General features: G+C 59.1%; 20 protein-coding genes and 1 tRNA gene. 8 read left to right on the forward strand and 13 right to left on the reverse strand.

Annotation, left to right across the window (positions count from 1 at the left end):
• Positions 1-11: 11 nt before the first annotated feature.
• Positions 12-1,025 carry a GlxA family transcriptional regulator gene (locus TM1040_RS02310; protein ID WP_011536994.1) on the reverse strand — a complete coding sequence of 338 codons (1,014 nt, stop codon included), beginning with the start codon at positions 1,023-1,025 and terminating at the stop codon, positions 12-14.
• On the reverse strand, positions 1,025-1,930 hold the full coding sequence (locus TM1040_RS02315; protein WP_011536995.1) for a LysR family transcriptional regulator: 906 nt from the start codon (positions 1,928-1,930) through the stop codon (positions 1,025-1,027). The genes TM1040_RS02310 and TM1040_RS02315 overlap by 1 nt, the downstream gene beginning before the upstream one ends.
• 111 nt (positions 1,931-2,041) lie before the next feature.
• On the opposite strand from TM1040_RS02315, the gene TM1040_RS02320 reads away from it, so the two are divergent.
• From TM1040_RS02320 to TM1040_RS02345, 6 genes are all read left to right on the forward strand, one after another.
• Entirely contained in the window at positions 2,042-3,490 is a 1,449-nt protein-coding gene (locus TM1040_RS02320; RefSeq protein WP_011536996.1) for an aldehyde dehydrogenase family protein, read from the forward strand.
• Positions 3,490-4,470, forward strand: coding sequence for a membrane dipeptidase (locus TM1040_RS02325; protein WP_011536997.1), 981 nt, complete (start codon positions 3,490-3,492; stop codon positions 4,468-4,470). Before TM1040_RS02320 ends, TM1040_RS02325 begins: the two co-directional genes overlap by 1 nt.
• A gap of 68 nt (positions 4,471-4,538) precedes the next feature.
• On the forward strand, positions 4,539-6,083 hold the full coding sequence (locus TM1040_RS02330; protein ID WP_011536998.1) for a BCCT family transporter: 1,545 nt from the start codon (positions 4,539-4,541) through the stop codon (positions 6,081-6,083).
• A gap of 112 nt (positions 6,084-6,195) precedes the next feature.
• On the forward strand, positions 6,196-7,899 hold the full coding sequence (locus TM1040_RS02335; protein WP_011536999.1) for a hypothetical protein: 1,704 nt from the start codon (positions 6,196-6,198) through the stop codon (positions 7,897-7,899).
• Positions 7,896-8,546: a DUF3726 domain-containing protein gene (locus tag TM1040_RS02340; protein ID WP_011537000.1), complete on the forward strand. Its 651-nt coding sequence runs from the start codon at positions 7,896-7,898 to the stop codon at positions 8,544-8,546. The genes TM1040_RS02335 and TM1040_RS02340 overlap by 4 nt, the downstream gene beginning before the upstream one ends.
• 60 nt (positions 8,547-8,606) lie before the next feature.
• A complete protein-coding gene (locus TM1040_RS02345; RefSeq protein WP_044026458.1) occupies positions 8,607-9,614 on the forward strand; it encodes an Ldh family oxidoreductase in 1,008 nt (335 codons plus the stop codon).
• A 229-nt stretch (positions 9,615-9,843) separates the two neighbouring features.
• Here TM1040_RS02345 and TM1040_RS02350 read toward each other — a convergent pair.
• Positions 9,844-9,919: transfer RNA gene (locus TM1040_RS02350), tRNA-Ala, on the reverse strand.
• A gap of 375 nt (positions 9,920-10,294) precedes the next feature.
• Here TM1040_RS02350 and TM1040_RS02355 point away from each other — a divergent pair.
• Complete coding sequence (locus TM1040_RS02355) at positions 10,295-13,306, forward strand: aminotransferase class III-fold pyridoxal phosphate-dependent enzyme (protein ID WP_011537002.1); 3,012 nt, start codon at positions 10,295-10,297, stop codon at positions 13,304-13,306.
• A 90-nt stretch (positions 13,307-13,396) separates the two neighbouring features.
• Here TM1040_RS02355 and TM1040_RS02360 read toward each other — a convergent pair whose 3' ends face one another.
• Complete coding sequence (locus TM1040_RS02360) at positions 13,397-14,314, reverse strand: LysR family transcriptional regulator (RefSeq protein WP_011537003.1); 918 nt, start codon at positions 14,312-14,314, stop codon at positions 13,397-13,399.
• A 155-nt stretch (positions 14,315-14,469) separates the two neighbouring features.
• Here TM1040_RS02360 and TM1040_RS02365 point away from each other — a divergent pair, with 155 nt between their 5' ends.
• Positions 14,470-16,122 (forward strand): GMC family oxidoreductase, encoded by a 1,653-nt coding sequence (locus TM1040_RS02365; RefSeq protein ID WP_166485518.1) that lies wholly within the window; start codon positions 14,470-14,472, stop codon positions 16,120-16,122.
• 32 nt (positions 16,123-16,154) lie between these two features.
• Here the strand turns inward: TM1040_RS02365 and TM1040_RS02370 are convergent, their stop codons facing one another.
• From TM1040_RS02370 to TM1040_RS02410, 9 genes are read right to left on the reverse strand one after another with little or no spacing between them, the layout of a single operon-like run.
• On the reverse strand, positions 16,155-17,123 hold the full coding sequence (locus TM1040_RS02370; protein WP_011537005.1) for an aldo/keto reductase: 969 nt from the start codon (positions 17,121-17,123) through the stop codon (positions 16,155-16,157).
• Between the two features lie 16 nt (positions 17,124-17,139).
• The gene (locus tag TM1040_RS02375) at positions 17,140-18,417 is read right to left on the reverse strand and encodes an L-fuconate dehydratase (RefSeq protein WP_011537006.1); all 1,278 of its coding nucleotides are present in this window, start codon (positions 18,415-18,417) and stop codon (positions 17,140-17,142) included.
• Complete coding sequence (locus tag TM1040_RS02380) at positions 18,414-19,259, reverse strand: fumarylacetoacetate hydrolase family protein (protein WP_011537007.1); 846 nt, start codon at positions 19,257-19,259, stop codon at positions 18,414-18,416. Before TM1040_RS02380 ends, TM1040_RS02375 begins: the two co-directional genes overlap by 4 nt.
• 18 nt (positions 19,260-19,277) lie before the next feature.
• Positions 19,278-20,027: an SDR family oxidoreductase gene (locus TM1040_RS02385; RefSeq protein ID WP_044026463.1), complete on the reverse strand. Its 750-nt coding sequence runs from the start codon at positions 20,025-20,027 to the stop codon at positions 19,278-19,280.
• Positions 20,028-20,032: 5 nt separating this feature from the next.
• Positions 20,033-20,362 carry an L-rhamnose mutarotase gene (locus TM1040_RS02390; RefSeq protein ID WP_011537009.1) on the reverse strand — a complete coding sequence of 110 codons (330 nt, stop codon included), beginning with the start codon at positions 20,360-20,362 and terminating at the stop codon, positions 20,033-20,035.
• A complete protein-coding gene (locus TM1040_RS02395; RefSeq protein ID WP_011537010.1) occupies positions 20,362-21,471 on the reverse strand; it encodes a mandelate racemase/muconate lactonizing enzyme family protein in 1,110 nt (369 codons plus the stop codon). Before TM1040_RS02395 ends, TM1040_RS02390 begins: the two co-directional genes overlap by 1 nt.
• Positions 21,472-21,475: 4 nt before the next feature.
• The gene (locus TM1040_RS02400; RefSeq protein ID WP_011537011.1) at positions 21,476-22,570 is read right to left on the reverse strand and encodes an ABC transporter ATP-binding protein; all 1,095 of its coding nucleotides are present in this window, start codon (positions 22,568-22,570) and stop codon (positions 21,476-21,478) included.
• Between the two features lie 3 nt (positions 22,571-22,573).
• Complete coding sequence (locus tag TM1040_RS02405; protein ID WP_011537012.1) at positions 22,574-23,437, reverse strand: carbohydrate ABC transporter permease; 864 nt, start codon at positions 23,435-23,437, stop codon at positions 22,574-22,576.
• Between the two features lie 5 nt (positions 23,438-23,442).
• Positions 23,443-24,339, reverse strand: a complete 897-nt coding sequence (locus tag TM1040_RS02410) for a carbohydrate ABC transporter permease (RefSeq protein WP_011537013.1) — start codon at positions 24,337-24,339, stop codon at positions 23,443-23,445.
• Between the last annotated feature and the right edge of the window lie 47 nt (positions 24,340-24,386).

The following is a 24,386-nucleotide window of genomic DNA, read 5'->3' on the forward strand; positions in this document are numbered from 1 at the left end:
TCCTTACACTCTCACGAGGGCAGCGCGTCGCTGCCCTTGACCCGCATTGAGTTCTTCGCCCGCCGATCCGCGATTGGTGTCATCCCGAAACTCTCTCGATAATGGCGCAAGAATGCACCTGGCGTGGCATATCCAACCATAAAGGCGATCTCAGTCACCGGTGTGTTGGAATAGAGCACCAGTTGACGCGCCTGTTTCATCCGCATCTTGCGGTAATACTTGAGCGGGCCCTGGCCTGTTGCCTGCTTGAAGCTGCGCTCCAAAGAGCGGGTCGAGACACCAACGGCCTCGGCAACCTTGCTGATCTGGATCGGGCTCTCGATGTGCTCGGCAAAATGCTCAATCGCGCGCGCAACCTGTTTCGGCAGCAGGTTCTGGCTTTTTGCCGTGTCATGGACCGGCGTTTTTTGTGCAGCGGCAGCACTGCGGATGTAGGGATGCTGAAACCAGCAGGCCACCTCGGCCATGATGTCCCCACCCAGGTGCGTCTCAATCAAGGTGAGCATATGATCAAAAGCCGCTGAGGCCCCTGAAATGGTAGTGTAGTCGCCCTGTTCACAAATAACCGTGCTTTGCGCAGGTATCTCGGGAAACTCTGCGTGAAACGCGGCCTCATAGCACCAGTGGACCGACAACGGGTTTTCGCGCGTAAGTCCCGTTCGCGCCAGCGCGAATACCCCGCCGCTGATCGCTCCGAGGCGGGCCTTGCGGCGCTGCAAGCGTTGCAGGGCAGCGTTCGCGCGTGAAGGTTCGGCAAATCGGGCACTCGGGCTCGCCGTGAACAACAGCAAATCAAGCTCTGTGGTGTCCGAGAGCGTACAGTCGGGTGCGAAACTCACGCCAGCTGACGAAACGACCGGCCCGGCGTCTTCAGCAACCACCTTCCACTGAAAGGCCTCCCGTCCTGAAATCTCATTGGCGGCGCGAAGGGGTTCGATACAAGACGTCAGGCATGCCATTGGAAAACCCGGAAAGACCAGGATACCCAAGGTCAGAGGCGGCGGGGTGGTCTTTGCGTCGATCATCAGGAGTGCCTCATCACCGTGTCCCGCGAAATCTCTTTCGCGATTTGCAGAATGTGCCGCTCTAGCAAGCGCGCCGCAGGAGATTGATTCGAATCCGCTCGCCGCAACATGTGAATTTCCCGTTTTGCATGCGGCTCCGTGAGTGGACGGAACACGAGCCCTGCCGAATTTGAGGCTCGAACCGCCATTTCAGGCAGAATCGTGATCCCGATGTTGGCCTGCACCATCCCAAGGATCGAAGTGAGGTTGTGGGCCGAAAGCATCGCCCGATCGTGTAACGCGACCGAAGCCGCGGCACTTATCCCAGCCGAAAGAGAATTCGCAATGAGCCGTTCATCGGCTAGTGCCTCCCATGTGACGGGACCGGTGCTGTCCGCCAGTTCATGCGAAGGTGCGCAGATCACCCCAAAGGTGTCAGACAGAAGATGCTGGCTGCTTAGTCCGGCGCCTTGCTGTCCCAGAGTCGCGATACCGATGTCGATCCGATCACGGGACAGCTCATGGAGAATGGAATGAGAATCCATATCGCGCAGCTCAATGTCGACATTCACGTAGTCGTTGATATGGCGTGAAAAAACCTGGGGGATGATCGTACCGGCCACAGAGGGCACAGTGGCTATGCGCACATGGCCATGCGTGGCCTTGGCGAAGCCCTCGATCGCTCGGACCATATTGTCAAACTGCTGCAACTCGCGCTCGGCCTGCTCCAGCACAAACGCACCCAGTGCGGTCAACTTGCTTTTGCGGTCGGTTTCAAACAGCGGCTCACCCAAATGCGTCTCCAACTGCTTCAGCATCATGGAGACAGCTGAGGGCGTACGTCCCAACACCTGAGCCGCATCACTCAGGTTTCCACTTCGGGCAACGGTGGCAAAACCACGGAGCATTTCGATTTTGAGCGCCATCACATGACTACTTCAGTTTTGCTGTAATTAGGTTCAGTTGTTTGAGTTTGATTGAAGCATCGCAAAGAGTCCATACCCGAGAAAACTGACTTCTGTGTGAGGCGACACATCATGACCGATATTCAAAAGAACCTGATCGCTGGCGAATGGCTGACCGGCGAAGGCGAAATCGAAAATCGCAACCCTTCGGACCTTTCGGATCTGGTCGGGATCTTCGCTCAGGCCAGCAGCGACCAGCTTGAGGCCACCCTAGATCAAGCAAAGGTCGCACAACGCGAGTGGGCTGCCTATGGTCTCGAACGCAAGCAGGCGGTCTTGATGGCCATCGGCAATGAGTTGATCGCCCGTTCTGAGGAGCTTGGCACGCTGTTGTCGCGCGAAGAGGGCAAACCTTTCGCTGAGGGCAAGGGCGAAGTCTACCGTGCCGGTCAGTTCTTCACCTATTACGCCGCCGAATGCCTGCGCCAGATTGGCGAGAACGCTGACTCGGTGCGTCCTGACATCGAAATCGACGTGCGCCGCGAGGCCGTGGGCACGGTCGCCATCATCAGCCCTTGGAATTTTCCGACCGCCACCGCCTCGTGGAAAATTGCGCCCGCTCTGTGCTACGGCAACGCAGTCGTGTGGAAACCTGCCAATGTGACGCCTGCCTCGGCGGTTGCGCTGGCAGAAATCATCAACCGCCAAGACATCCCCAAAGGGCTGTTCAGCCTTGTGATGGGTGCGGGTCGCACCGTAGGTCAGCGCCTGGTCGAGAGCCCGAAAGTCAATGCGATTTCCTTTACTGGTTCAGTGCCAGTCGGCAAAGGCATTGCCGCAGCGGCAATCCAGAATCTGACTAAAGTACAGATGGAGATGGGCTCGAAGAATGCGTTGGCCGTGATGGACGACGCGGATCTGAACCTCGCGGTGAGCCTTGCTCTGGGTGGCGCTTTTGGCGGCACGGGTCAGAAATGCACCGCGTCCTCTCGGCTTGTCGTCCACGCTGCAGTGCATGATGCCTTTGTTGAAAAGCTGGTCGCCGGCGCACAAGCGATGAAGGTGGGCCACGCGTTGCATGACGGCACACAGATGGGACCAGTGGTGAGCGCACAGCAGCTCGAGGAAAACCTCGCCTATGTGGATCTGGGCCGTTCAGAAGGGGCAGAACTGGCCTGTGGAGGAACGCGATTGGAGATGCCGCACGACGGTTTTTACATGTCGCCAGGCGTATTTCTGAACACCAGCAACGATATGCGCATCAACCGCGAGGAGATGTTTGCGCCGCTGACCTCTGTAATCAAGGTCGACAGCTATGATGAAGCGCTGGCAACGGTGAACGACACCAACTTTGGCCTGACCTCAGGCATTGTGACCAAATCGCTCGCCCGCGCCACGCATTTCCGTCGCAACGCACAGACTGGCGTTGTCACCGTGAATCTGCCGACCGCGGGCACCGATTACCACGTTCCCTTTGGTGGGCGCGGCGACAGCTCTTACGGCCCACGCGAGCAAGGCAAGGCCGCGGCAGAATTCTACACAACGGTCAAGACGGCCTACATCAGCGCAGGCCCCGTCTGATGCGCATCGATGGTCTGCAATACGCAAACTGGTCGGAGAAGATCTTTCGCCAGCTTCGCGAAGGGGGCGTGGACGCGATCCACGTCACCATCGCCTATCACGAGAACTTTCGTGAAACGGTTCTGAACTTTGAAAAATGGAATCGATGGTTTGAGCAATACCCGGACCTGATCATGAAGGGCCAGTGGGCGCAGGACATCGACATCGCACGCGAGACGGGCAGAACGGCCGTGTTTTTTGGGTTCCAGAATCCCTCGCCGATCGAGGATGACATCGGCCTGGTCGAGATCCTTCATAGTCTCGGCGCCCGCTTCATGCAGCTGACCTATAACAACCAGTCGCTACTGGCGACGGGCTGTTACGAGGCCGAAGACATGGGCCTGACCCGGATGGGCAAACAGGTTGTAAAGGAAATGAACCGCGTCGGCCTCGTGATCGACATGAGCCATTCGTCGGATCGCTCCACCATTGAGGCGGCGGAATATTCCACACGCCCCATCGCGATCACCCATGCCAATCCGCACGCATGGTCTCCTGCCCTGCGCAACAAGAAAGACGCGGTGATCCGCGCGGTTACCGAAAACGGCGGCATGTTCGGTTTTTCGGTCTATCCGCACCACCTGAGGGACAAATCCGACTGCACGCTGGAGAGTTTCTGCGAAATGATCGCGCGCACTGCTGACACCTATGGGGTGGAGCATCTCGGAATCGGCACTGACCTTTGCCAGGACCAGCCCGACAGTGTCGTGGAATGGATGCGCGTCGGGCGTTGGACGAAAGAAATCGACTACGGCGAAGGGTCCAAGTCCGCGCCCGGTTTCCCACGGATGCCCAGCTGGTTCGAGGACAACAGAGACTTTGAGAACATCGAGCAGGGGCTTCGGTCCGTTGGCATGACGACCGGTGAAGTCGCCGCCATCATGGGCGGCAACTGGTACCGCTTTTTTGCAGAAAGCTTTGGGCCCAAGGCGGGAGGCTAACGGGGCCGGGACAGGTGAAATTTGGCCATGGGCGCTCAGGCGGGGCCGCACAATAAAGGGAGGACAAGATGTCAGACACATCTTTGGAAACACATCTCAAGAAGAGCCGGCTCAACACGCCGCTTTTCCTGATTTCGGGGGGCTTTATCGCGCTCTTTTGTATCGCCGCATTGATCGACCTTGAGGGGTTGTCGGCGGCTGTGGATTGGGGCTTCAACGTCTCGGCCACCTATTTCGGCCTCTACTGGCAGGTTCTCCTTCTGGCGACCTTCCTGATCGGCCTCGTGCTCTGCGTTCTACCAGGTGGCAAGGCAATCATGGGCAATCTGGCCGCGCCGGAATTCACCCTGTTTCAGTGGGGCTCCATGATCATGTGTACCCTGCTTGCCGGCGGGGGTGTATTCTGGGCTGCGGGGGAGCCAATCGCACATTTCCTTTATTCACCACCGCTCTATGGAGCTGAAGGTGGGACCGAGGCGGCCGTCAATCCCGCAATTGCGCAGAGCTTCATGCATTGGGGCTTTCTTGCTTGGGCCATTCTTGGTTCGCTCTCGACCGTGATGTTGATGCATTATCACTACGAAAAGGGCCTGCCGCTTGCTCCGCGCACGCTGCTCTACCCGCTGTTTGGTGACAAGGCGATCAACGGGCCAATCGGTCTGATCGCAGATGCGTCCTCGATCATTGCCGTTGTTGCTGGAACCGTGGGGCCAATCGGTTTTCTGGGCCTTCAGGTCAGCTATGGCCTGTCTGACCTCTTTGGTCTCCCGGACGTCTTTGCCACGCAGTTCATGGTGATCGGTGGGCTTGTCGCGATCTATACGATCTCGGCGATGACTGGTTTGTCGCGCGGGATTCAGCTTCTGTCCAAGATCAATGTGATCCTGGCGGCGGCGCTCTTGATTTTCGTGCTGGTAGCTGGACCGACGGGATTCATCTTTGGCTCCTTCTTCTCTGGCTTTGGCACATATCTTGGCAACTTTTTCCAAATGGCCCTGTTCCGCGGTGACGCAGGCGTCTTTGGCGAACCGGGCTGGCTGGGCTGGTGGACCGTGTTCTTTTGGGGATGGTTCATGGGCTATGGCCCGCTGATGGCGATGTTCATTGCCCGTGTCTCGCGGGGCCGCTCGATCCGTTCGATCATCATCATGCTATCGATCATCGCCCCGATCGTCACCAACTTCTGGTTTACCATCATCGGTGGCACCGGCATCTCGATGGAGCTGGCCGCGCCGGGGACCATTTCCACCGCGTTCGAAGGGTTCAACCTGCCCGCAGCACTATTGGCGATCACCTCCAACCTGCCGATGGGCTTTTTGATCTCGCTTCTGTTCCTGATCCTGACAACGATCTTTGTGGCCACAACCGGCGACAGCATGAGCTACGTGATCTCAGCCACGATGAGCGACGGGGAAAATCCGCCCACAATGGTGCGCATTTTCTGGGGCGTTGCGATGGGTATCATGGCTATCATCCTGATCTCGGTCGGCTCCGGGGGCGTGTCCAAGCTGCAGAGTTTCATAGTCGTGACCGCCGTGCCAGTCTCGCTGATTCTGCTTCCATCGCTCTGGGACGCATTGCGCATCACAATTGCCAAAGGCCGCGAGCAATAAGACACTGGGCGCTCTCGAGCGCCCAGCCAACTTTGCGTGTTTTGGGCCCTGTTCGCGCAACTCGCTTTGCGGCCCGAAATACGCTACCTTTTCGAGTGTAAAGGCCAAGAGTATGACCACGATACCACGCCGTGACCCCAACTTGGTGATGCGCCTCGCCCGTTTGGGGTCCATTCACCAATCACGCCTGTCTTTCATGCGTGTCCTGACGCGACGACTGGCCCGCGAAGGATGGCAGTTTGAGAGGACGGCCTTTGATGTAAACAGCGCCGGCGAAGGGCATGCCGTCTACACCGCCTATGGACCAGAACGCGCCTATTCTCTGATCGCCTTTGCCCATGATCTCCCGCCAGAAAAACGCTCGGACCGGGTGATTGCGGATGCGTGGGATACCACCTTTACCCTCTTTGACGGCGTGCCCAGCGCGGAGGACATCAAACGCCTCTCGCAGAACATACCGCTGCAGGAGGCTGGTCGTGTGACCGGCTCCGAACTCTCGGTCTCGCGGGCCAACCGTTCGGTACGTCTCTGGGAGCATGTAGTGTCCAGCCTTGCGCAAGGACGCCAGCCGGATCCCAATCGCATCAACGCAGTGGGCTACCTCATGCGAACCACAGCGGTTTACGGGTCGGGCAAGCTGGGGGCCGCAGATCGCGAGATGATCGCCGACCGTCCCGAATTCAGTGCGCCATTTCAGGTCGAAATGCTGTCAGTCTATCTCACCCGTTGGTTCGTGCTCGATCTGGTACAGCATATGGCCAACCAACGGGCCGCCGCCATGGGGCAGGACGCTGCCCAGCTCTGCCCCGCAATTGCCCGCAGCACGGGGATCGGGAACTCAACCGGTCTTGGCATGGCGCCATTCCTGCTCAATCATCCGGTCTTGTTCAATAACTGGATTGCCGCGCGCGAGGCCGCCATTCAGACCGTCCGCCAGATCGAAACCGCCAGCGCCAGCGCGATCGCCTTGTTCCGGTCGCTCATCGCACGCGGCAGAGTCACAATCGACACCTGGCAGTCTGAGCATCCGATCCAGATCACAAAGATCAACGCCCTGCGTGCAGACCTCCTGAAACTGGAGGAGTACCTGTCCGAGACGGATCTATCTGCTCGTTTCCCTTGGGACGCGCTCTATCGCTGGGCCGAGGGGACCCTTTCACTCGAAGGGCAAGAGTGGATCGCTTCTCTGATCCTTGAACCTTATGGAGCACGCGTCGACAAATTTGCGGATGAGATGTCAGCCGACAATACCGCCACCTTCCGCATCGCTGGCGCGATGAGCGTGAAGGATCTACGCGCCCTTCTAACCGACATCTACGCCTGGGCCATCGAGACTGACTGGCAAGCACCGGAAAACCGGGCCCGTGCTTGGTATGTGTCGGAGGAAAAGCTTGAACCGCGCCTCGGCGAACGCTTTGAAGAGCCGATCGAAGCATTTGAGCAGCCCCTTGCCCCCGGTCGTGACGCAGCGCAATTGTTCAACGCTCTGGCGCATTGGCCAGACGAAGCTCAGGTCGCCGACTTCCTGTTACGCCACCCCGAACACCGCCATGTATTGCGCCGGGCGCAGATTGTCGGGCGTGCGCCCTATGCCGAAATTCGCGACAATACGATTTCGGCTCAGGTGCTTCCGATTGACATGCTGCGTTGCAAGCTCGCCTTTTTCGGCGCCACACAGTTCGACCCACGCTCGGATCGCTGGGTGCGGATCTGCATGTATGGCGGTGCGCCGCTCCCCACTGAATTGACGCCGGAGAACGCAGATTTTTGGGTCTTCCCAGAGACGGATCCGGTGCTTGAGGAGGGCGCAGCATGAGCCACTCATTGAATGAAATCGAGGCGATGGCCAAACGTGCCGGGCGTGGCGCGGGTCTGTCTTGGGGATTGGCGGAAGAAGCAGCAAAAGGAACGCGCTGGCTCTCCTCTTTTGGCTTTCCCGGCACTGAGATGTTGGCCGAACTCTTAGAGCTGAACGACCAGATCCCGCCAATTGATGTATCTCCGGTATCACTGAGCGCCGCCCTCTGGCACGCGCCAGCACGCCGGATGAGCCCCTTGATCGCGGGTGCGTCCCTCTCGGACTGTGCCGTTCGCCTGTTGGATCGCGGCACAATCACCATGCAGGACGTCAGCCTCCCGCTGCTGGCCGTCCCGTTCATGGGCGGCGCCGCATTGCGCCTCGGTGTGCCTGTTGCGGCAGAATGGGAGGGCGCGCGGCTTGCCACCGATGGCAAACAGCTGTGCGTTCAGGGCGAACCGGACGCTCTGCGTGCCGGGCATGCAGGCCTGCTGGTGTTCTCGGCCCCGGCGGACATGACCGGAAAGCGCGAGCCGGTGATGCGGGCTGATGTCTCGGAACAGAGTTGGGAGACGCTCGGCGAATTTGCCCACCGCACCTTTGCGCCCGCCACCGAAGAAAGCCGCCTGCGCGGGGCAGGTGCAGGGACCAACGACAACAGCTGAGACCACAGCGACAGGCGCGCCCTTCCCCGACATATGAGTGACAGACAAGAAAGAACAGAGATGACCGCCACCGAAACACTCACGCTCTCGGAAATCGAAAGCCTTGCCTTTGATGCACTGGTTGCAGCGGGCACCTCACCCGCAAACGCCCGCCCTCTGGCAGTTGCAACCGCGATGACCGAAGCCGATGGGGTCGCCTCGCACGGGCTGGCCTATATCCCGATCTATGCCCAGCATGTTGAATGCGGCAAAGTCGACGGACAGGCCAACCCCAAGGTCGCACACCCTCGACCCGCAGTGATCACCGTGGACGCAGCCACCGGATTTGCACATCGTGCGATCGACCTCGGCTTTGAGCAGTTGATCCCTCTGGCCAAGGAAATGGGTGTCGCGGTGCTGGCCGTGAACAACTCCTACAACTGTGGTGTTCTGGGGGTTCACACGCAAAGGCTGGCGCAGGCTGGGCTGATGGGGTTTGGCTTTACCAATGCCCCTGCCTCGATTGCGCCCTCGGGTGGCGCAAAGCCTGTGGTGGGCACCAATCCATTTTCAATCTCGGCGCCGGGTTCAGATGGCACTGCGGCTCTGCTCATTGATCAATCCGCCAGCACGATTGCAAAGAGCGAAGTGATGAAACACGCCCGTGAAGGCAAGCCGGTCCCACAAGGCTGGGTGCTGGACGCCGATGGCCAGCCCACCATCGATCCCGATGCAGGCCTCAAAGGGTCAATGGTGCCGTCCGGCGGATACAAAGGCGTGGGCATTGCCCTGACCGTCGAGCTTCTGGCAGCGGCCATGACCGGCGCAACCCTGGGCGCGGTGGCGAGCCCGTTTTCCGGCACAGCGGGCGGTCCGCCCAAAACCGGCCAGTTCTTTATCGCCATAGACCCGGACGCTACATCCGGGGGGCTCTTTCAGGAAAAGCTCGCGGATTTGATTTCGGCATTTCGTGATCAAGATGGCGCACGTCTGCCAGGAGATGGTCGCCAATCCGCCCGTCTCCGGGCCGCCACCGAGGGCGTGAGGGTGAACGCCGCCCTACTGGAGCGCGTGCGCGCCCTCATCTAAGCCTTCGAACTCAACGGGGACGCAATCTGTGGGCGGGGTCCAGTGCCCGCCCGCGTGGAGGGTTCGGTAGGGAACCCCAACGCCGACCTTTGTTGACTGGGTTGTGTCAAACAACCGTATCGCCGAACTCCGGGAGCAGAGCGCGACTCCTAAACCAAGTACCGAGGCCCTAAGGAGGTGACGGATACATGATCTCCACATCTGATCGGTTTGACATTTGTAGATGAGATGGTGGAGCCTAGCGGGATCGAACCGCTGACCTCCTGCATGCCATGCAGGCGCTCTCCCAGCTGAGCTAAGGCCCCATCGAGCAGTTTGCAGTGCTTTGCACGCTGCTTGGACTGCGATTTACGGGAGGAGCGAAGGGGCTGCAAGAGCAAAATGAACCTCGCGGAAAATTTTTTACTCCCGCGCCGCTGTCGATCACCGCAATACCCGAACTCCTGCACGTATGCATGTCGCCTCACGCCGGGTTCCTCTCCAGATATGGCGAAATCACCCACTCGGGCCTGGCGAAAGTCGGCGACGCCAGGGACAGGACACGCCGCGCAATCTGCGCGATACCGAGTTGTAAAAGCTACACTTGTGGCGACGCTTACTTGCTTTTGGATACTGGATATAGAACAAGAGAAGCGGCGATGGCTTTCGCCCCATTTCAAAAAGGGTTTTGGGAGGATCACATGGATCATTGGGCATCCGCTATGGAGCAGCACTGGGGCATTCAAGCGGAGCTGAGGCAGCTTGATGGCGAATATGACCTCAACTTCCTCGCCGAAACCCCGGAGGGCACGGGATATGTTGTCAAAGCCATGCGCCCTGATTGTGAAGACTGGCTCGTGGATATGCAAATCCGCACCCTGGATCATATCTCAGCAGCAGATGCCGATCTTCCCTGCCCCCGTGTCATCCCTGCGCGCTCTGGCCAGAAAATGCTGCGCCTCGAAGATGCGCATGGCAACGCGCGTCTGGTTTGGGTGATCGAGCGCCTTGCTGGCAAATGTTATGCAGAGGCCGCCCCCAAAACCGACGCCTTGATTGCGCAGGTTGGGCAGATTTTGGCTCGCACAACGGTTTCGCTCCAAGACTTTGACCATCCTCATCTTGCGCGGGATTTCAAATGGGATCTGATGCAGGCCGATTGGGTGAATGGCGCGCTCGATTGCCTTGAAGATGGCGCGCGCAGAGCTTTGATCGCGGACATTGGTGATCAGTTTACGGCGCTCAAGCCAGCACTTGCAAAGCTGCCGCAGCAGGCGATCCACAATGATGCCAACGACTACAATATCCTCGTGAACGGCGGCGCGGGGACCGGTATTGAGCCCAAGATCTCGGGACTCATTGATTTTGGCGACATGTGTCGCGCGCCGCGCATCTGTGATCTTGCGATTGCAGCGGCGTATGTGGTGCTCGACCACCCCAAGCCCGAAGCGGCGCTGACAGCCCTGGTGTCGGGCTATCACGCCGAAAACCCGCTGAGCGCGCCTGAGCTCGATCTTCTCTGGCCGCTCCTCAGAATGCGCCTCGCCGTTAGCGTGGTGAACTCCACCCTGATGGCAACAGAGAACCCGCATGATCCCTATGTGACGATCTCGCAGGCCCCCGCATGGCGGTTTCTTGAAGGGCACGACCTGAACGGCGATCTGATGGCGGCGCGGCTGCGCGCGGCCTGTGGCCTTCCCGTGGTTGAAGGCGCAGATCGGGTCATGGCCTGGCTTGATGAGGCGCGAGGCAGTTTCGCTCCGCTCATGGGGCAGGACCTTACCGATGTACCGATGGGATCGCTCTCGGTTGAAAAGAGCCTCTGGCCGCAAAACCCTTTTGACATGCCACTGGCCGAGGCTGCGCGCGTGGGAGAGGAATTTAACACCGAAGATCAGATCTGGCTTGGCTATTACCACGAGCCGCGTCTGATCTACACCGCGCCTGCATTCCGCAATGGTCCATGGAAAGCCAGCGACCGCCGCACGGTGCATCTGGCTGTCGACGGGTTTGCGCCTGCTGGCACCACGCTCCATGCCCCCCTCGAGGGAGAAGTCTGGGTCGTCGAGAACCGTGACAGCCATCTCGATTACGGGGGCGTGATCATCCTGCGTCACAAGACCCCGGAGGGAGACCCGTTCTACACCCTTTATGGGCATCTCGACCCCGAGGTTGTCACCCGACTGCAGCCCGGCGACCCCATCACAAAGGGGGAGGCGTTCTGTCGACTTGGAACAGCTGAGGAGAACGGGGGCTGGGCACCACATGTGCATTTCCAACTGGCGCTGAGCTGCGACGGCATCGAGACCGATTGGCCTGGCGTGGGATCGCCAGATGACATGTATCTGTGGCGTGCGCTCTGCCCCAATCCAGCCGCGCTTCTGAATCTGCCTGATGACAAGACCTGCTATCGTCCCACGGACAAATCCACAGTTCTTGAAAAAAGACGCGCGCATTTTGGCGGCAATCTCAGTCTTACATATTCCGACCCGGTGATGCTTGTGCGGGGGTGGAAACACCATCTGTTCGACGAATGGGGTCGACCCTATCTAGACGCCTACAACAATGTGCCGCATGTGGGCCACGCGCACCCTCGCATTCAAGCGGTTGCGGCCGATCAGCTGCGCCGTATGAATTCCAACACCCGTTACTTGCACCCGGCGCAGACTGCCTTTGCCGACAAAGTCCTGTCAAAATTGCCCGATCACTTCGAAGTCTGTTTCTTCGTGAACTCCGGCACCGAAGCCAATGAGCTGGCGCTGCGCCTAGCGCGAGCACACACGGGTGCAAAGGGCATGGTCACGCCGGATCACGGCTATCATGGCAACACAACCGGTGCGATCGACCTTTCAGCTTACAAATTCAACAAGCCGGGTGGCGTCGGGCAGGCGGATTGGGTGGAGCTGGTCGAGGTCGCGGACGACTATCGCGGCAGCTTTCGTCGCGACGATCCGGACCGCGCTCAGAAATTTGCGGATCTTGTCGACCCGGCGATTGCAACTCTGAACTCGAAGGGGCACGGCATTGCGGGCTTTATCGCGGAAACATTCCCGTCGGTTGGGGGCCAGATTATCCCGCCCAAGGGCTACTTGCCTGCAGTATATGAAAAAATCCGCGCAGCGGGTGGTGTTTGCATCGCAGATGAGGTTCAGACCGGCCTCGGACGACTGGGCGAGTATTACTTTGGCTTTGAGCACCAAGGCGCCCTGCCCGACATCGTGGTAATGGGCAAGCCCATCGGCAATGGCCATCCGCTCGGGGTGCTGGTCACAACCAAGGCGATTGCCGAGAGTTTCGACAACGGGATCGAGTTCTTCTCGACCTTTGGGGGCTCCACCCTGTCCTGTCGGATCGGCAAGGAAGTGCTCGACATCGTGGATGACGAAGGGTTGCAGGAAAATGCCCGCGCCCGTGGGGCGGAGCTGATCTCAGGGCTCAGAGCCCTCGAGCGCAAATATGCCTGCGTCGGAGATGTGCGTGGGGTGGGGCTGTTTCTGGGGTTGGAACTGATCCATGCCGACGGCTCCGAGGCGACAGAGATCTGTTCCTACGTCAAAAACCGGATGCGCGATCACCGTATCCTGATTGGCAGCGAAGGCCCCAAGGACAACATCCTGAAAATCCGCCCCCCCCTCACCATCGAAGCCGAAGACGTGGAGATGCTGGTGAGCGTGCTAGATGAGGTGCTGGCTGAGATCAATCCGGCTGAGTAAACCAGTCGCGAACGCGCCCTCTCCCTGAGGGCGCCATTACGCCTTCAGCATCCGGTCCGGGGTCGAACCAGGGTACAAGAGTCCCTCGCCTCAGCTGATGGGCGACCAGACCGCGCTCAACTGATCAAAGAATGCTGCAATCAGCGGGTCTTCCAGTCGGTCTTTCAGCGTCAGGACACCGAGCGAGGCTGGAACGCTGAGCGTCTCGCAGATCACGACCCCGTTAGATTGCCTTTGGTGCAGAGCGATTGACTCGCGGCACAGGCTCAGCCCGACGCCTGAGCGCACCATCTCCAGCATCGAAGCCTCATGGTCGACCTGGGCGACGGTGTTTTGCTGGCAATCGTGTTCCGCAAATATGCGGCTCAACAGGCGGTTGTGAACCGATACCTCGGGCGTGCCGATCCAAGGCAGCCGGGCCAGCTCGGCCCAGCCCGCGCCGGCGACCCGTGCGTCCCAACCGGGCGGCGCGATAATCCGATAGGCAAAATCCGCAAGCTTCTGCGCGTGGAGCTCGGTCTCGGAGGGTAGTGCCTCCAGCTGATCCGGCGCCGCAAGGTAATAGCCTGCATCCACCTGCCTGCGCAGAATCCTCTCCAGAATCTCCCCACTCACCCCGTGCACAAGTTCGGTTGTGATTCTCGGATTTGAAGCTCCCAACTGGCTCAGAAGCCGCCCTAACCGAATGAACTCCGGGTCGATAATGGTTCCAAGCCGCAGCGTCCCAGAGATATGATCGCTATGCTGGCTTGCCGCACGGCGAAACTCTGCCATTACGCGCAACACCTCTTCGGCCTTGGGCAGAAGATGCTGCGCATCTGGCGTAAGGTCCAGACCACGCGGCGTGCGGGTGAACAGGGTTACACCAATATCCTCACTTAATCGCCGGATCTGATGGCTCACCGCGGGTTGGGTCAGGTTCAAGACGTCCGCAGCCCGCGACACAGACCCCTCACGGGCCACGATCACAAAAGCCAAAATACTGTTGGGGTTCGAAAATCTCTCCATATTACCATCTTTAATATCGGAACGAAAAATTTGTCATTGGAAATGCGCCACGCTGCTTTCTAATCTCCGAGGCACTGCCCGTGCCCACCTCGTCCAAAGCGATGAGCGGGGAGCTGGTGGGACAAAAGATCAAGGGAGACAGCATCGTGTCAGACATGGAGACGCATTTTGATTTCATCGTCATCGGGGGTGGATCAGCCGGCTGTCTTCTTGCCAATCGCCTCAGCGCGGATCCGAGCCATCGCGTCCTGCTGTTGGAAGCCGGCAAGGCCGATACCTACCCGTGGATTCATGTTCCGGTTGGCTATCTCTACTGCATCGGAAACCCGCGCACCGATTGGCTCTATAATACCGAAGCCGATAAAGGGCTGAACGGGCGCGTGCTCAAGTACCCGCGGGGCAAGACCCTGGGGGGCTGCTCTTCGATCAACGGCATGATCTACATGCGTGGACAAGCACGGGACTATGACAACTGGGCCCGTCTTACCAATGAGCCGGATTGGACCTGGGAGCGCTCGCTCGAGGATTTCAAGGCGCATGAAGACCACCACAAGCTCGATGATGGCGCAGACCCTGTCACCGGCGACAACAGCCGGTTCTCGGACATGCATGGTCACGGAGGTGAGTGGCGTGTCGAAAAGCAACGGTTGCGCTGGGATGTACTCGACAGTTTTGCCGAGGCCGCAACCCAGACCGGGATCGAGCGGACCGAAGATTTCAACAGCGGTGACAACGCGGGCGTCGCCTATTTCGACGTCAATCAACGCTCTGGCTGGCGCTGGAACACCTCTAAGGCGTTCCTGAAACCCGCCAAGTCGCGCCGCAACCTGACGGTCTGGACCGAGGCGCAGGTGGAAAAGCTCACATTTGAAACAACTGACGGCGCGCTTCGATGCACCGGCGCACTACTGCACCACAAGGGGCAGGCACGCCAAGTCACTGCGCGGCGTGAAACCATCCTGTCGGCGGGGGCTGTGAACTCTCCGCAAATCCTGCAGCTCTCGGGGATCGGTCCCGCTGCCCTGCTGAAGAAACATGGAATTGACGTCCTGAAAGACGCCGCCGTAGGTGAGAACCTGCAAGATCACCTGCAAATTCGCGCGGTGTTCAAGGTCAACGGCACACGAACGCTCAACACGCTTGCCAACTCCCTGTTTGGCAAGGCCATGATCGGCGCGGAGTATCTTTTGAAACGCACGGGTCCGATGAGCATGGCGCCAAGTCAGCTCGGGGCGTTTACCCGCTCCGATCCAAGCCGCAGCCATGCCAATCTTGAATACCACGTCCAGCCGCTAAGCCTCGACGCCTTTGGCGAACCGCTTCATGATTTCCCGGCCATGACCGTCAGCGTGTGCAATCTCAACCCAACCAGCCGGGGAACAATCAAAATCCGCTCTGGTGATTTTCGTGATGCCCCCCTGATTTCGCCGAACTACCTCGCCACCGACGAGGACCGAAAGGTCGCCGCCGACAGTTTGCGTCAGGTGCGCGAGATCATGTCACAACCTGCAATGCAGCCCTATGCTCCCACAGAGTTCAAACCGGGTACGCAGTATCAAAGCGACGAAGAACTTGCCAAACTCGCGGGCGACATTGCCTCTACGATTTTCCATCCCGTAGGCACCGTAAAAATGGGTAAGGACGAGGACCCTACAGCCGTGCTCGATCCGCATCTGCGCCTGAAGGGAGTTGCGAGTCTGCGTGTGGTCGATGCCAGCATCATGCCGGAAATCACCAGCGGCAACACCAATGCGCCGACGCTGATGATCGCGGAAAAAGCGGCGCGCTGGATTTTGGCCGAGGCCTGAGCGCCCGCTTGCAAACCCGGTTCAAAAACCGTCTAACGATCAAACGCCGCCAGCATGTCTTGCGGTGCCTCTTGCGCCATCAGGTCCAAGTTGCGCTGCAATTGCTGCGCCTTGGCAGTCCCAAGCAAGAGCGAAGCCGACGCAGGGTGATCGCGCCCAAAATGCAAGGCTGCCGCTGGCAGGCTGAGGCCAAGTTCGGCCGCGCGTCTCTGCAGAGCCTCAACACGGGCAAGGACCTCTGGCTCGGCGGGCACATAGTCGAAGGTCGCGCCTTCTATAGGACCGGTTGCCAAAATCCCTGAGTTAAAGATCCCCCCCAGCACAAGGCTGGTGCCCGCACGAGCGCAGGTCGCGACCAGTTCTTCCTCACCGGATCTGTCCAGCAACGTCAGGCGCCCTGCAAGCAGGATCACGTCCAGCTTCCCCTGCGCCAGCACATCAAGGCAGATCTGATTTTCATTCACGCCAAGACCAAAGGCCCCGATCTTGCCACGCTCTTTCAGCGTCACCAGTCGCTCATAGCCTGAGCCCCAAAAGTCTTCCATATGACCAACATTGGCCGCACCATGCGTGAGCGTCCCGATATCATGAACATAGACGATATCCACATAATCGGTCCCGAGACGACTGCGGCTGCTGTCCAAAGAGGCTTCGATACCATCGCCCGAGTAATCATACCGCACAGCGTTGGGAAGCGGGTTGATAAACCCATCCGCCTCGTCGAGCGGCGACCCCGGGGACAGCACCCGTCCAACCTTGGTCGAGATCACATAGGTGTCGCGCGGCTTGTTGTACAGGAACTGTCCAAGGCGCATTTCGGACAGTCCACGCCCATAGTGTGGCGCGGTGTCGAAATAGCGAATACCCGCCTCCCACGCCGTCTGCAGAACCTCCTGAGCCTGGGCATCGGAAATCTCACGATAGAGATTGCCGATACTGGCGCAGCCAAAGGAGACGTCACTGACCCAGACATCCGTGGTCCCGATGCGATTGCGCTTCATGATGTGAACTCCCCCGTCAGCCGTCCGAAAACAAGAACGCGTCTAGCGTATCTTCTTTCATTTCTATCGAAAATCCGGGCGCATGCGGCGCCTGATACGCTCCGCCAGTGACAATGCAGGGGTGTTTGAAATGCTCATGCAGGTGGTCGACATATTCAATGCGTTTGCTGTCTTTTTCCCCGCAGATCGCGACATAGTCGATCATGGACATGTGCTGCACATATTCGCAAAGCCCAACGCCCCCAGCATGCGGCCAGACAGGAAGATCATATTTCGCGGCCACCAGCATGACGGCTAGAACCTCGTTCAGTCCCCCCATGCGGCAACTGTCGATCTGCACGATGTCGAGCGCGCCGCTGGCGATGAACTGCTTGAACATGATCCGGTTCTGACACATCTCACCGGTGGCAACCTTGATCGGCGCCACGCCCTCGCGGATGGCCTTGTGTCCCAACACATCGTCGGGGCTTGTGGGTTCCTCGATAAACAATGGACGGGCGAAGGCGAGGCGGTTCACCCAGTCGATAGCCTCGTCAACTTCCCAGACCTGATTGGCATCGATCATGATATTCATGTCCTCGCCGAGTTCCTCACGCGCGATGGTGAGGCGGCGGATATCGTCCGACAGATCCCGGCCCACTTTGAATTTGGTGTGGGTAAAGCCCGCCGCGCGCGCCTCGCGGCACAGGCGGCGCAGCTTCTCATCAGAATAGCCGAGCCATCCTGCTGAGGTCGTATAGCAGGGGTACCCCTCCTCTATAAGACGCGCGATGCGCTCTTCCTTGCCGGGTTCTGCAGCCTTGAGGAGGTCCAAGGCCTCTTCGGGCGCCAGCACATCGGTCAAATAGCGAAAGTCGATCAATCGCAGAATCTCGGCAGGCGACATATCCGCCACAAGACGCCAAACGGGTTTTCCTGTATCCTTGGCCCAGAGGTCCCAGACCGCATTTACGACCGCGCCCGCCGCCAGATGAATGGCCCCCTTGTCCGGCCCGATCCAGCGCAGCTGACTGTCGCCCGTCACATGGCGCCAAAACCGGCCCATGTCTTCTCGGATCCAATCCAGATCGAGCCCGACCACCAAGGCGCCAAGCGCCTTGATCGCCGCGATGCAGATCTCGTTGCCGCGCCCGATGGTGAAGGTCAGACCGTGGCCTTCATGCGTACCTTCTGTTTCCAAGATCACATAAGCGGCGGAATAATCAGGATCGGGGTTCATCGCATCGGAACCATCAAGCCCCTCTGACGTGGGGAAGCGCAGATCATAGGTGCGCAAGCCTGTGATCTTGGTCATTCTGCTGCCTCTGTCACCTGTCGCTGCACACCGAGCCCCGCGATCCCCAGCTCCATCACGTCACCGGGTTTCAGGTAGGTCTCGGGCGTTTGCCCCATGCCAACGCCCGGCGGCGTACCGGTTGAAATTACGTCACCCGGTTGCAAGCTCATGAATTGCGACAGATGCGAGATCACCGTGGCCACATCAAAATGCATCGTCCGGGTGGACCCGTCCTGGTAGCGATGCCCATTGACCTCGAGCCACATCGCCAGGTTCTGCGGATCTGGGACCTCGTCGCGGGTCACCAACCAGGGGCCGATAGGACCAAATGTATCAGCGGATTTGCCCTTTACCCATTGGCCGGAGCGATGCAGTTGAAAGTCACGCTCCGAGAGATCATTCACCACGCAGTAGCCCGCAACGTGATCCAGCGCCTCATCTCGGCCAATGTATTTCGCCGTCTTTCCGATCACCACGCCCAGTTCCACTTCCCAGTCGGTCTTGACCGAGGTTCGCGGAATTTCGACAGCATCGTTGGGCCCGCAGATAGCAGAGGTCGCCTTGAAGAAGATCACCGGCTCCTCAGGCAGGCTCATGCCGCTTTCGGCGGCATGGTCTGCGTAGTTCAAACCGATGCAGATGAATTTTCCAACCTGTCCGACACAAGCGCCGATCCGAGGCGTGCCCTCGACCAGAGGCAAGCTCTGGGGATCAAGAGCGCGCAGGGCATCGAGACCCGCATCACCGAGCGTCGCAGCGCCAATATCTGCAACCTGCCCGGAGAGGTCGCGGATATTGCCGTCCTGATCAAGGAGTCCGGGTTTTTCCTGACCCAAAGGGCCATATCGCAGCAATTTCATGTGAAGTAACTCCTGTCGTCAAATCGCCCAGCCGCCGTCGATGGCGTGGGTCTGTCCAGTGGTAAAGCCGCTCTCATCGCTGGCGAGATAGAGCGCGAGCGCCGCAATCTCTTCAGCCTTGCCAATGCGCCCCATGGGCTGACGTGCGATGAAATCCTTGCGGGCCTGCTCATAATCGCCCGTAGCGCGCAGCCGATCATGCAGGCTGGGACTGTCCACCGTGCCGGGGCAAATCGCGTTGCAACGGATACCTTGGGTCACAAAATCTGCGGCAATGGATTTGGTCATGCCGATCACCGCCGCCTTTGACGCGCAATAGGCAAAGCGATTTGGCACCCCTTTCAGGGAGGAGGCCACCGACGACATGTTGATGATAGAGCCACCGCCGTTTTCCAGCATGCCGGGCAAAACCAGTTTCGTGAGGCGATACATGGCTTTGACGTTGAGGTCGAAACTGAAGTCCCAGTCGTTCTCATCGCAGTCCAAAATGCTGCCACTTGCGACATATCCCGCGCAGTTGAACAACACATTCAATGGCCCTGCATCTTGGATTGCGCGCGCAACTGCGGATGCATCCGTGACATCAAGCGCAAGGGCCGTGATCCCATCGACCTCCGCGAGTTCTGCCAATGACTCTGCATTGATGTCGCAGGCGATCACCTTGGCGCCCTCAGCCGCAAAGAGTTCCGCGCTGGCGCGACCGATCCCCTGCCCCGCAGCAGTAATCAAAGCTGTTTTTTCGGCCAGCCGGCCTGTGTTCTGTGTCATCGTGTTCAATCCGTGTGAAAAACTTCTTCCATCATCGCCCATTGCTCTCCGGCGTTGCGCGACGGCAGCGGAGACTGACAGGGGTCGGTGAATGCCCACCATTCCTGCGTACGCGGGTCTTGGGCCATCCGCGCCATATCGGCGGCAAAATCGCTGCCGTGGTATTCCCAGTACCCAAACAGCAGATTCTCCGGCTCGCGCAGAAAGATCGTGTAGTTGCGAATATTGCTCTGCCGGATCTGCGCCAGGACATCCGGCCAAACCGCCGCATGCAGGCGTTTGTACTCATCGAGCCTCTCGGGCTTGATCCCGATCACCATTCCCATTCTCTGCATCATGCACCTCCAATGGAGCGCGCGCCGATTTCTTGCGCTGTGATGGCGTCCCAATCCCAGTCGATGCCCAGACCGGGCTCATCCGAAGGCACGGCATCGCCATTACTGATCTGCATGTTCTGGCGGGTAACTCCATCGAGCTGCGGGATGTATTCGAGCCACTTTGCATTGGGCACCGCGCAGACAAGCGGCAGGTGCAATTCCATCAGGAAATGCGGGCACACCATAACACTATGCGCCTCGGCCAGATGCGCGACCTTGAGCCAGGGTGTGATGCCGCCAATCCGGGCGACATCCACCTGCACGATCTGCGCCGCCCCCACCTGCAGATAGTCCTTGAACTGGCTCAGCGAATACATGCTCTCGCCCACGGCAATCGGCACATGCGTGCGCCGCGAGAGCTCTTGATGCGAGAGCACATCATCTGCAGGAAGTGGCTCTTCGAACCAGCCGATGCCGAACTCCTCCAGCACTTTGGCACGGCGGATCGCCTCGGAAAGCGTGAAGCCCTGATTGGCGTCCGTCATGATCTCGTAGCTGTCGCCCACTGCTGCGCGTATCGCCCCAAGACGGGCACGGTCCTCACTCAGATGCGCGCGGCCAATCTTGATCTTGGAGCCGCGAAATCCCTGCTCTTTCATCGCCAAGGCGTCTTCGACCAACGCGGCGGTCTCGAGATGCAGCCAGCCACCCTCGGTCGAATAGAGCGGAATACGGTCGCGGCTCCCGCCCGCGGCCTTCCAGAGTGGCAGCCCCATCTTTTTGCAGCGCAGATCCCAGAGCGCGATGTCGATGGCTGCCAGCGCCAGCGAAGTGATCGGACCAACTGCGGTGGCATGGGTCAGGAACAACAGATCCCGCCAGATGCCATCGATCCGATCCGCATCTTTCCCGATCAGAGCAGGCACGAGCGTCTGCTCCAACAGCGCCATGACAGAGGGGCCACCGGTCCCGATGGTGTAGCTGTAGCCCGTCCCCGATGCCCCGTCGCTGTCATGAATCGTGACAATCGGGGTCTCCTGACTGACAAAGCTCTGGATGGCGTCGACCCGCTCCACCTTGGGCTTGAGGTCGATCATGCGCAATTCAACGCGAGTGATCCTGGCCATGCCGCTACCCTCTCAGCGCCTTGCCGCTTTTGCGGTCAAAGACGTGACATTTGTCGAGCATCAGATGAAACGGCAGCCGTTCGCCCGGCTGCACGGGACGCGGGTTGAGCATCTTGGCCTGCACCTCACGGCCCGCAAACTCGGCAAAGAGAAGTGTTTCCGTGCCCAGAGGCTCCGTCAGGGCGACCTCCAGTTCCAGCGGGGCCATCTGCCCGCTTTCCTCGACCGAGTGGCCGTCGGGCATCAGATTGTCGGCCCGGAAACCAAAGCTGATTTCCTGACCTGGCCGCACAGCACCGCGGGCTTCGCTCGGCATCGGCAACGTGATGTGATCACCAAGTCGGAGCGCACCGGTTTCGGTGACTATCCCATCAACGAGGTTCATCGGCGGTGAGCCAATAAAGGTGGCGACAAAGGTATCAACTGGCGCATTGAACAGGTCGAGCGGTGTGCCAGTCTGCACGATATGACCATCGCGCATCAACACGATCCGATCCGCCAGCGTCATTGCTTCGACCTGATCGTGAGTCACATAGATCACTGTATTCCCGACTTTCTGGTGCAGCTTCTTGATCTCGACCCGCATCTGAGTACGCAGTTTCGCATCAAGGTTTGAGAGCGGCTCGTCGAACAGGAACACATCCGGCTGACGCACGATCGCGCGCCCCATGGCAACCCGCTGGCGTTGCCCCCCAGAAAGCGCGGCAGGTTTGCGCTCCATCAACTCGTCCAGGCCGAGAATTTGCGCGGCTTCTGTGACGGCGCGTTCGATCTCAGCCTCAGGGCGCTTGGCAATCTTCAGTGAAAAGCCGAGGTTCTCGCGCACGGTCATGTGCGGATAAAGCGCGTAATTCTGAAACACCATGGAGATGTTGCGCTCGCGCGGGGGGAGATCATTCACCACCCGTCCACCGATCTTGACCTCTCCACCAGAGATATCCTCAAGCCCGGCAATCATGCGCAGGGTCGTGGACTTTCCGCATCCCGAGGGGCCAACCAGGACGACGAACTCACCGTCCTGAATATCGAGATTGATGCCATGCACAGCCTGATGCTGGCCATAGCGTTTGATCACGTCTGTCAGAGTAACTTCGGTCATCTCTTATCCTTTGACGCCGCCGAAAGTGAGACCGGCGATCAGGTGTTTTTGTACGATGAAGGTCAGGATGAGGGCGGGCACGATCATGAGCACCGCAAGCGCGCACATGCCGCCCCAGTTGATTGTAAATTCGGCGGTGAAGTCCAAAAGCCCAACCGGCATGGTCTTGGAGCCGACCGAACGGGTAAGCTGAGAGGCAAGTGCAAACTCATTCCAGGAGGTGAGGAACGCAAAGATCGCGGCAGAGGCCACGCCCGAGCGCGCGACGGGAAACTCGACCCGCCAGAAGGCTTGCCAGCGGGTGCAGCCGTCGATTTCGGCCGCCTCATGCAGCTCTTTGGGGATCTGGCGGAAAAAGCCGTCCGTAAGCCAGATGGTGAAGGGCACATTCATCGCCACATAGGCGAGGATCAGGCCAAAATGCGTATCGATGATACCGACGCGGGCAAAAACGATGAACAGTGGCAGCGACAGCGCCACGCCCGGCACCGCGCGAAACAGCATCAGCCCGACAAAATACCCGCTTTTGCCTTTGAAACGGTAGCGCGCAAAGGCATAGCCACCGGCCATCCCGATCAGGATCGCGATCAGGGTTGAGGTGACAGACACGATCAGGGAATTGCGGAAGTATTGAAAAACGGGCACCCCACCTTCGCCCGCACCGCCAAACATGGCACGATAATGCTCGAGCGTGAAAGACGGCGTCCAGACCGGCGGTTTTGCCATGATCTCCACCGTGGGGCGGAAAGAGTTGAGGACGATCCACAAACCCGGGATGCAGATTACGGCCATGGTCAGGAACAGACCGGTAAAATGCAGCGCCTTCAGCATACGTCGACGGTTGCGGTGATTGAGATTGCGGTCCATATCCGTTACCCCGCCATGCCCAGCTCGGCGCGTGCCGCGCTGAGTTTCCGGAAGAAATAAATGGTGAAGACAATCGAGAGCAGGATCGAGACATAGCCCATGGCATTGGCAAGCCCCATGCGCGCATCGACGTAGCCGGTACGGCTCATGAGGGTCCACAACAGCTCTGTGCGCCGGGCTGGACCGCCTCCGGTCATGATCTGAACGATGTCGTAGGCGCGTGCCACATCCAGCGAACGGATGGTCATCGCGATGTAGATAAACGGCATCAAGAACGGCAGCGTGATATGGCGAAAGGTCTGCCACGCGGTGCAGCCGTCGACCTTTGCGGCCTCCAGCGGGTCGCGCGGCATCGCAAAGAGCCCCGCAAGGATAAGGATTGCAAAGACGGATGTGCTCATCCAGATCTCGGCAAAGATGATCGAGAACATCGCCAGTTTGCCATCCACGAGCCACGGCAGGGCGGCATCACTGATCCCAAGCGATTGCAGCGCGTTGTTCACAAGCCCGATGTTGTCGTTGAAGATGAACTTGAACTGAAACCCGACCAGGATCGGTGAGAACATCATTGGAAACATCAGGACCGTGCGCAGGGTGCGCTGCCCCCATGTCACCTTGTTCATCATCAGCGCGATGCCCAAGCCGAGCAGCAACTCGAGATTGAGAACAATCGTGAGGAAGAGCACCGTGCGCCCAAAGGCCGACCAGAACTTCCAGTCGCTCAGGATCTTTTCATAATTGTAGGTTCCAACCCATCGCCACAACGTCGACGGACGTGTGAGCTTGTAAGGTGTGAAGCTCGAATAAAGTGAGAAGAGAAGCGGTATCAGCACCACTGCAGCCATTACGATGAAGGCGGGCAGAAGCAGCACGAACCACTCTGGCAGGCGTTTGGGTCGCATGACAGTCCGATCGCGTCAGAAATGAGTGAGGAAAGAGAGCCCCGGCC

Origin of the sequence: Ruegeria sp. TM1040 (assembly GCF_000014065.1) — a bacterium.
GTDB lineage: Bacteria > Pseudomonadota > Alphaproteobacteria > Rhodobacterales > Rhodobacteraceae > Epibacterium.

Excerpts from the sequence above, each read along its gene's own strand:
- TM1040_RS02310 (WP_011536994.1), bottom strand. The coding sequence starts at position 1,025 with ATGATCGACGCAAAGACCACCCCGCCGCCTCTGACCTTGGGTATCCTG.
- TM1040_RS02315 (WP_011536995.1), bottom strand. The coding sequence starts at position 1,930 with ATGGCGCTCAAAATCGAAATGCTCCGTGGTTTTGCCACCGTTGCCCGA.
- TM1040_RS02320 (WP_011536996.1), top strand. The coding sequence starts at position 2,042 with ATGACCGATATTCAAAAGAACCTGATCGCTGGCGAATGGCTGACCGGC.
- TM1040_RS02325 (WP_011536997.1), top strand. The coding sequence starts at position 3,490 with ATGCGCATCGATGGTCTGCAATACGCAAACTGGTCGGAGAAGATCTTT.
- TM1040_RS02330 (WP_011536998.1), top strand. The coding sequence starts at position 4,539 with ATGTCAGACACATCTTTGGAAACACATCTCAAGAAGAGCCGGCTCAAC.
- TM1040_RS02335 (WP_011536999.1), top strand. The coding sequence starts at position 6,196 with ATGACCACGATACCACGCCGTGACCCCAACTTGGTGATGCGCCTCGCC.
- TM1040_RS02340 (WP_011537000.1), top strand. The coding sequence starts at position 7,896 with ATGAGCCACTCATTGAATGAAATCGAGGCGATGGCCAAACGTGCCGGG.
- TM1040_RS02345 (WP_044026458.1), top strand. The coding sequence starts at position 8,607 with ATGACCGCCACCGAAACACTCACGCTCTCGGAAATCGAAAGCCTTGCC.
- TM1040_RS02355 (WP_011537002.1), top strand. The coding sequence starts at position 10,295 with ATGGATCATTGGGCATCCGCTATGGAGCAGCACTGGGGCATTCAAGCG.
- TM1040_RS02360 (WP_011537003.1), bottom strand. The coding sequence starts at position 14,314 with ATGGAGAGATTTTCGAACCCCAACAGTATTTTGGCTTTTGTGATCGTG.
- TM1040_RS02365 (WP_166485518.1), top strand. The coding sequence starts at position 14,470 with ATGGAGACGCATTTTGATTTCATCGTCATCGGGGGTGGATCAGCCGGC.
- TM1040_RS02370 (WP_011537005.1), bottom strand. The coding sequence starts at position 17,123 with ATGAAGCGCAATCGCATCGGGACCACGGATGTCTGGGTCAGTGACGTC.
- TM1040_RS02375 (WP_011537006.1), bottom strand. The coding sequence starts at position 18,417 with ATGACCAAGATCACAGGCTTGCGCACCTATGATCTGCGCTTCCCCACG.
- TM1040_RS02380 (WP_011537007.1), bottom strand. The coding sequence starts at position 19,259 with ATGAAATTGCTGCGATATGGCCCTTTGGGTCAGGAAAAACCCGGACTC.
- TM1040_RS02385 (WP_044026463.1), bottom strand. The coding sequence starts at position 20,027 with ATGACACAGAACACAGGCCGGCTGGCCGAAAAAACAGCTTTGATTACT.
- TM1040_RS02390 (WP_011537009.1), bottom strand. The coding sequence starts at position 20,362 with ATGCAGAGAATGGGAATGGTGATCGGGATCAAGCCCGAGAGGCTCGAT.
- TM1040_RS02395 (WP_011537010.1), bottom strand. The coding sequence starts at position 21,471 with ATGGCCAGGATCACTCGCGTTGAATTGCGCATGATCGACCTCAAGCCC.
- TM1040_RS02400 (WP_011537011.1), bottom strand. The coding sequence starts at position 22,570 with ATGACCGAAGTTACTCTGACAGACGTGATCAAACGCTATGGCCAGCAT.
- TM1040_RS02405 (WP_011537012.1), bottom strand. The coding sequence starts at position 23,437 with ATGGACCGCAATCTCAATCACCGCAACCGTCGACGTATGCTGAAGGCG.
- TM1040_RS02410 (WP_011537013.1), bottom strand. The coding sequence starts at position 24,339 with ATGCGACCCAAACGCCTGCCAGAGTGGTTCGTGCTGCTTCTGCCCGCC.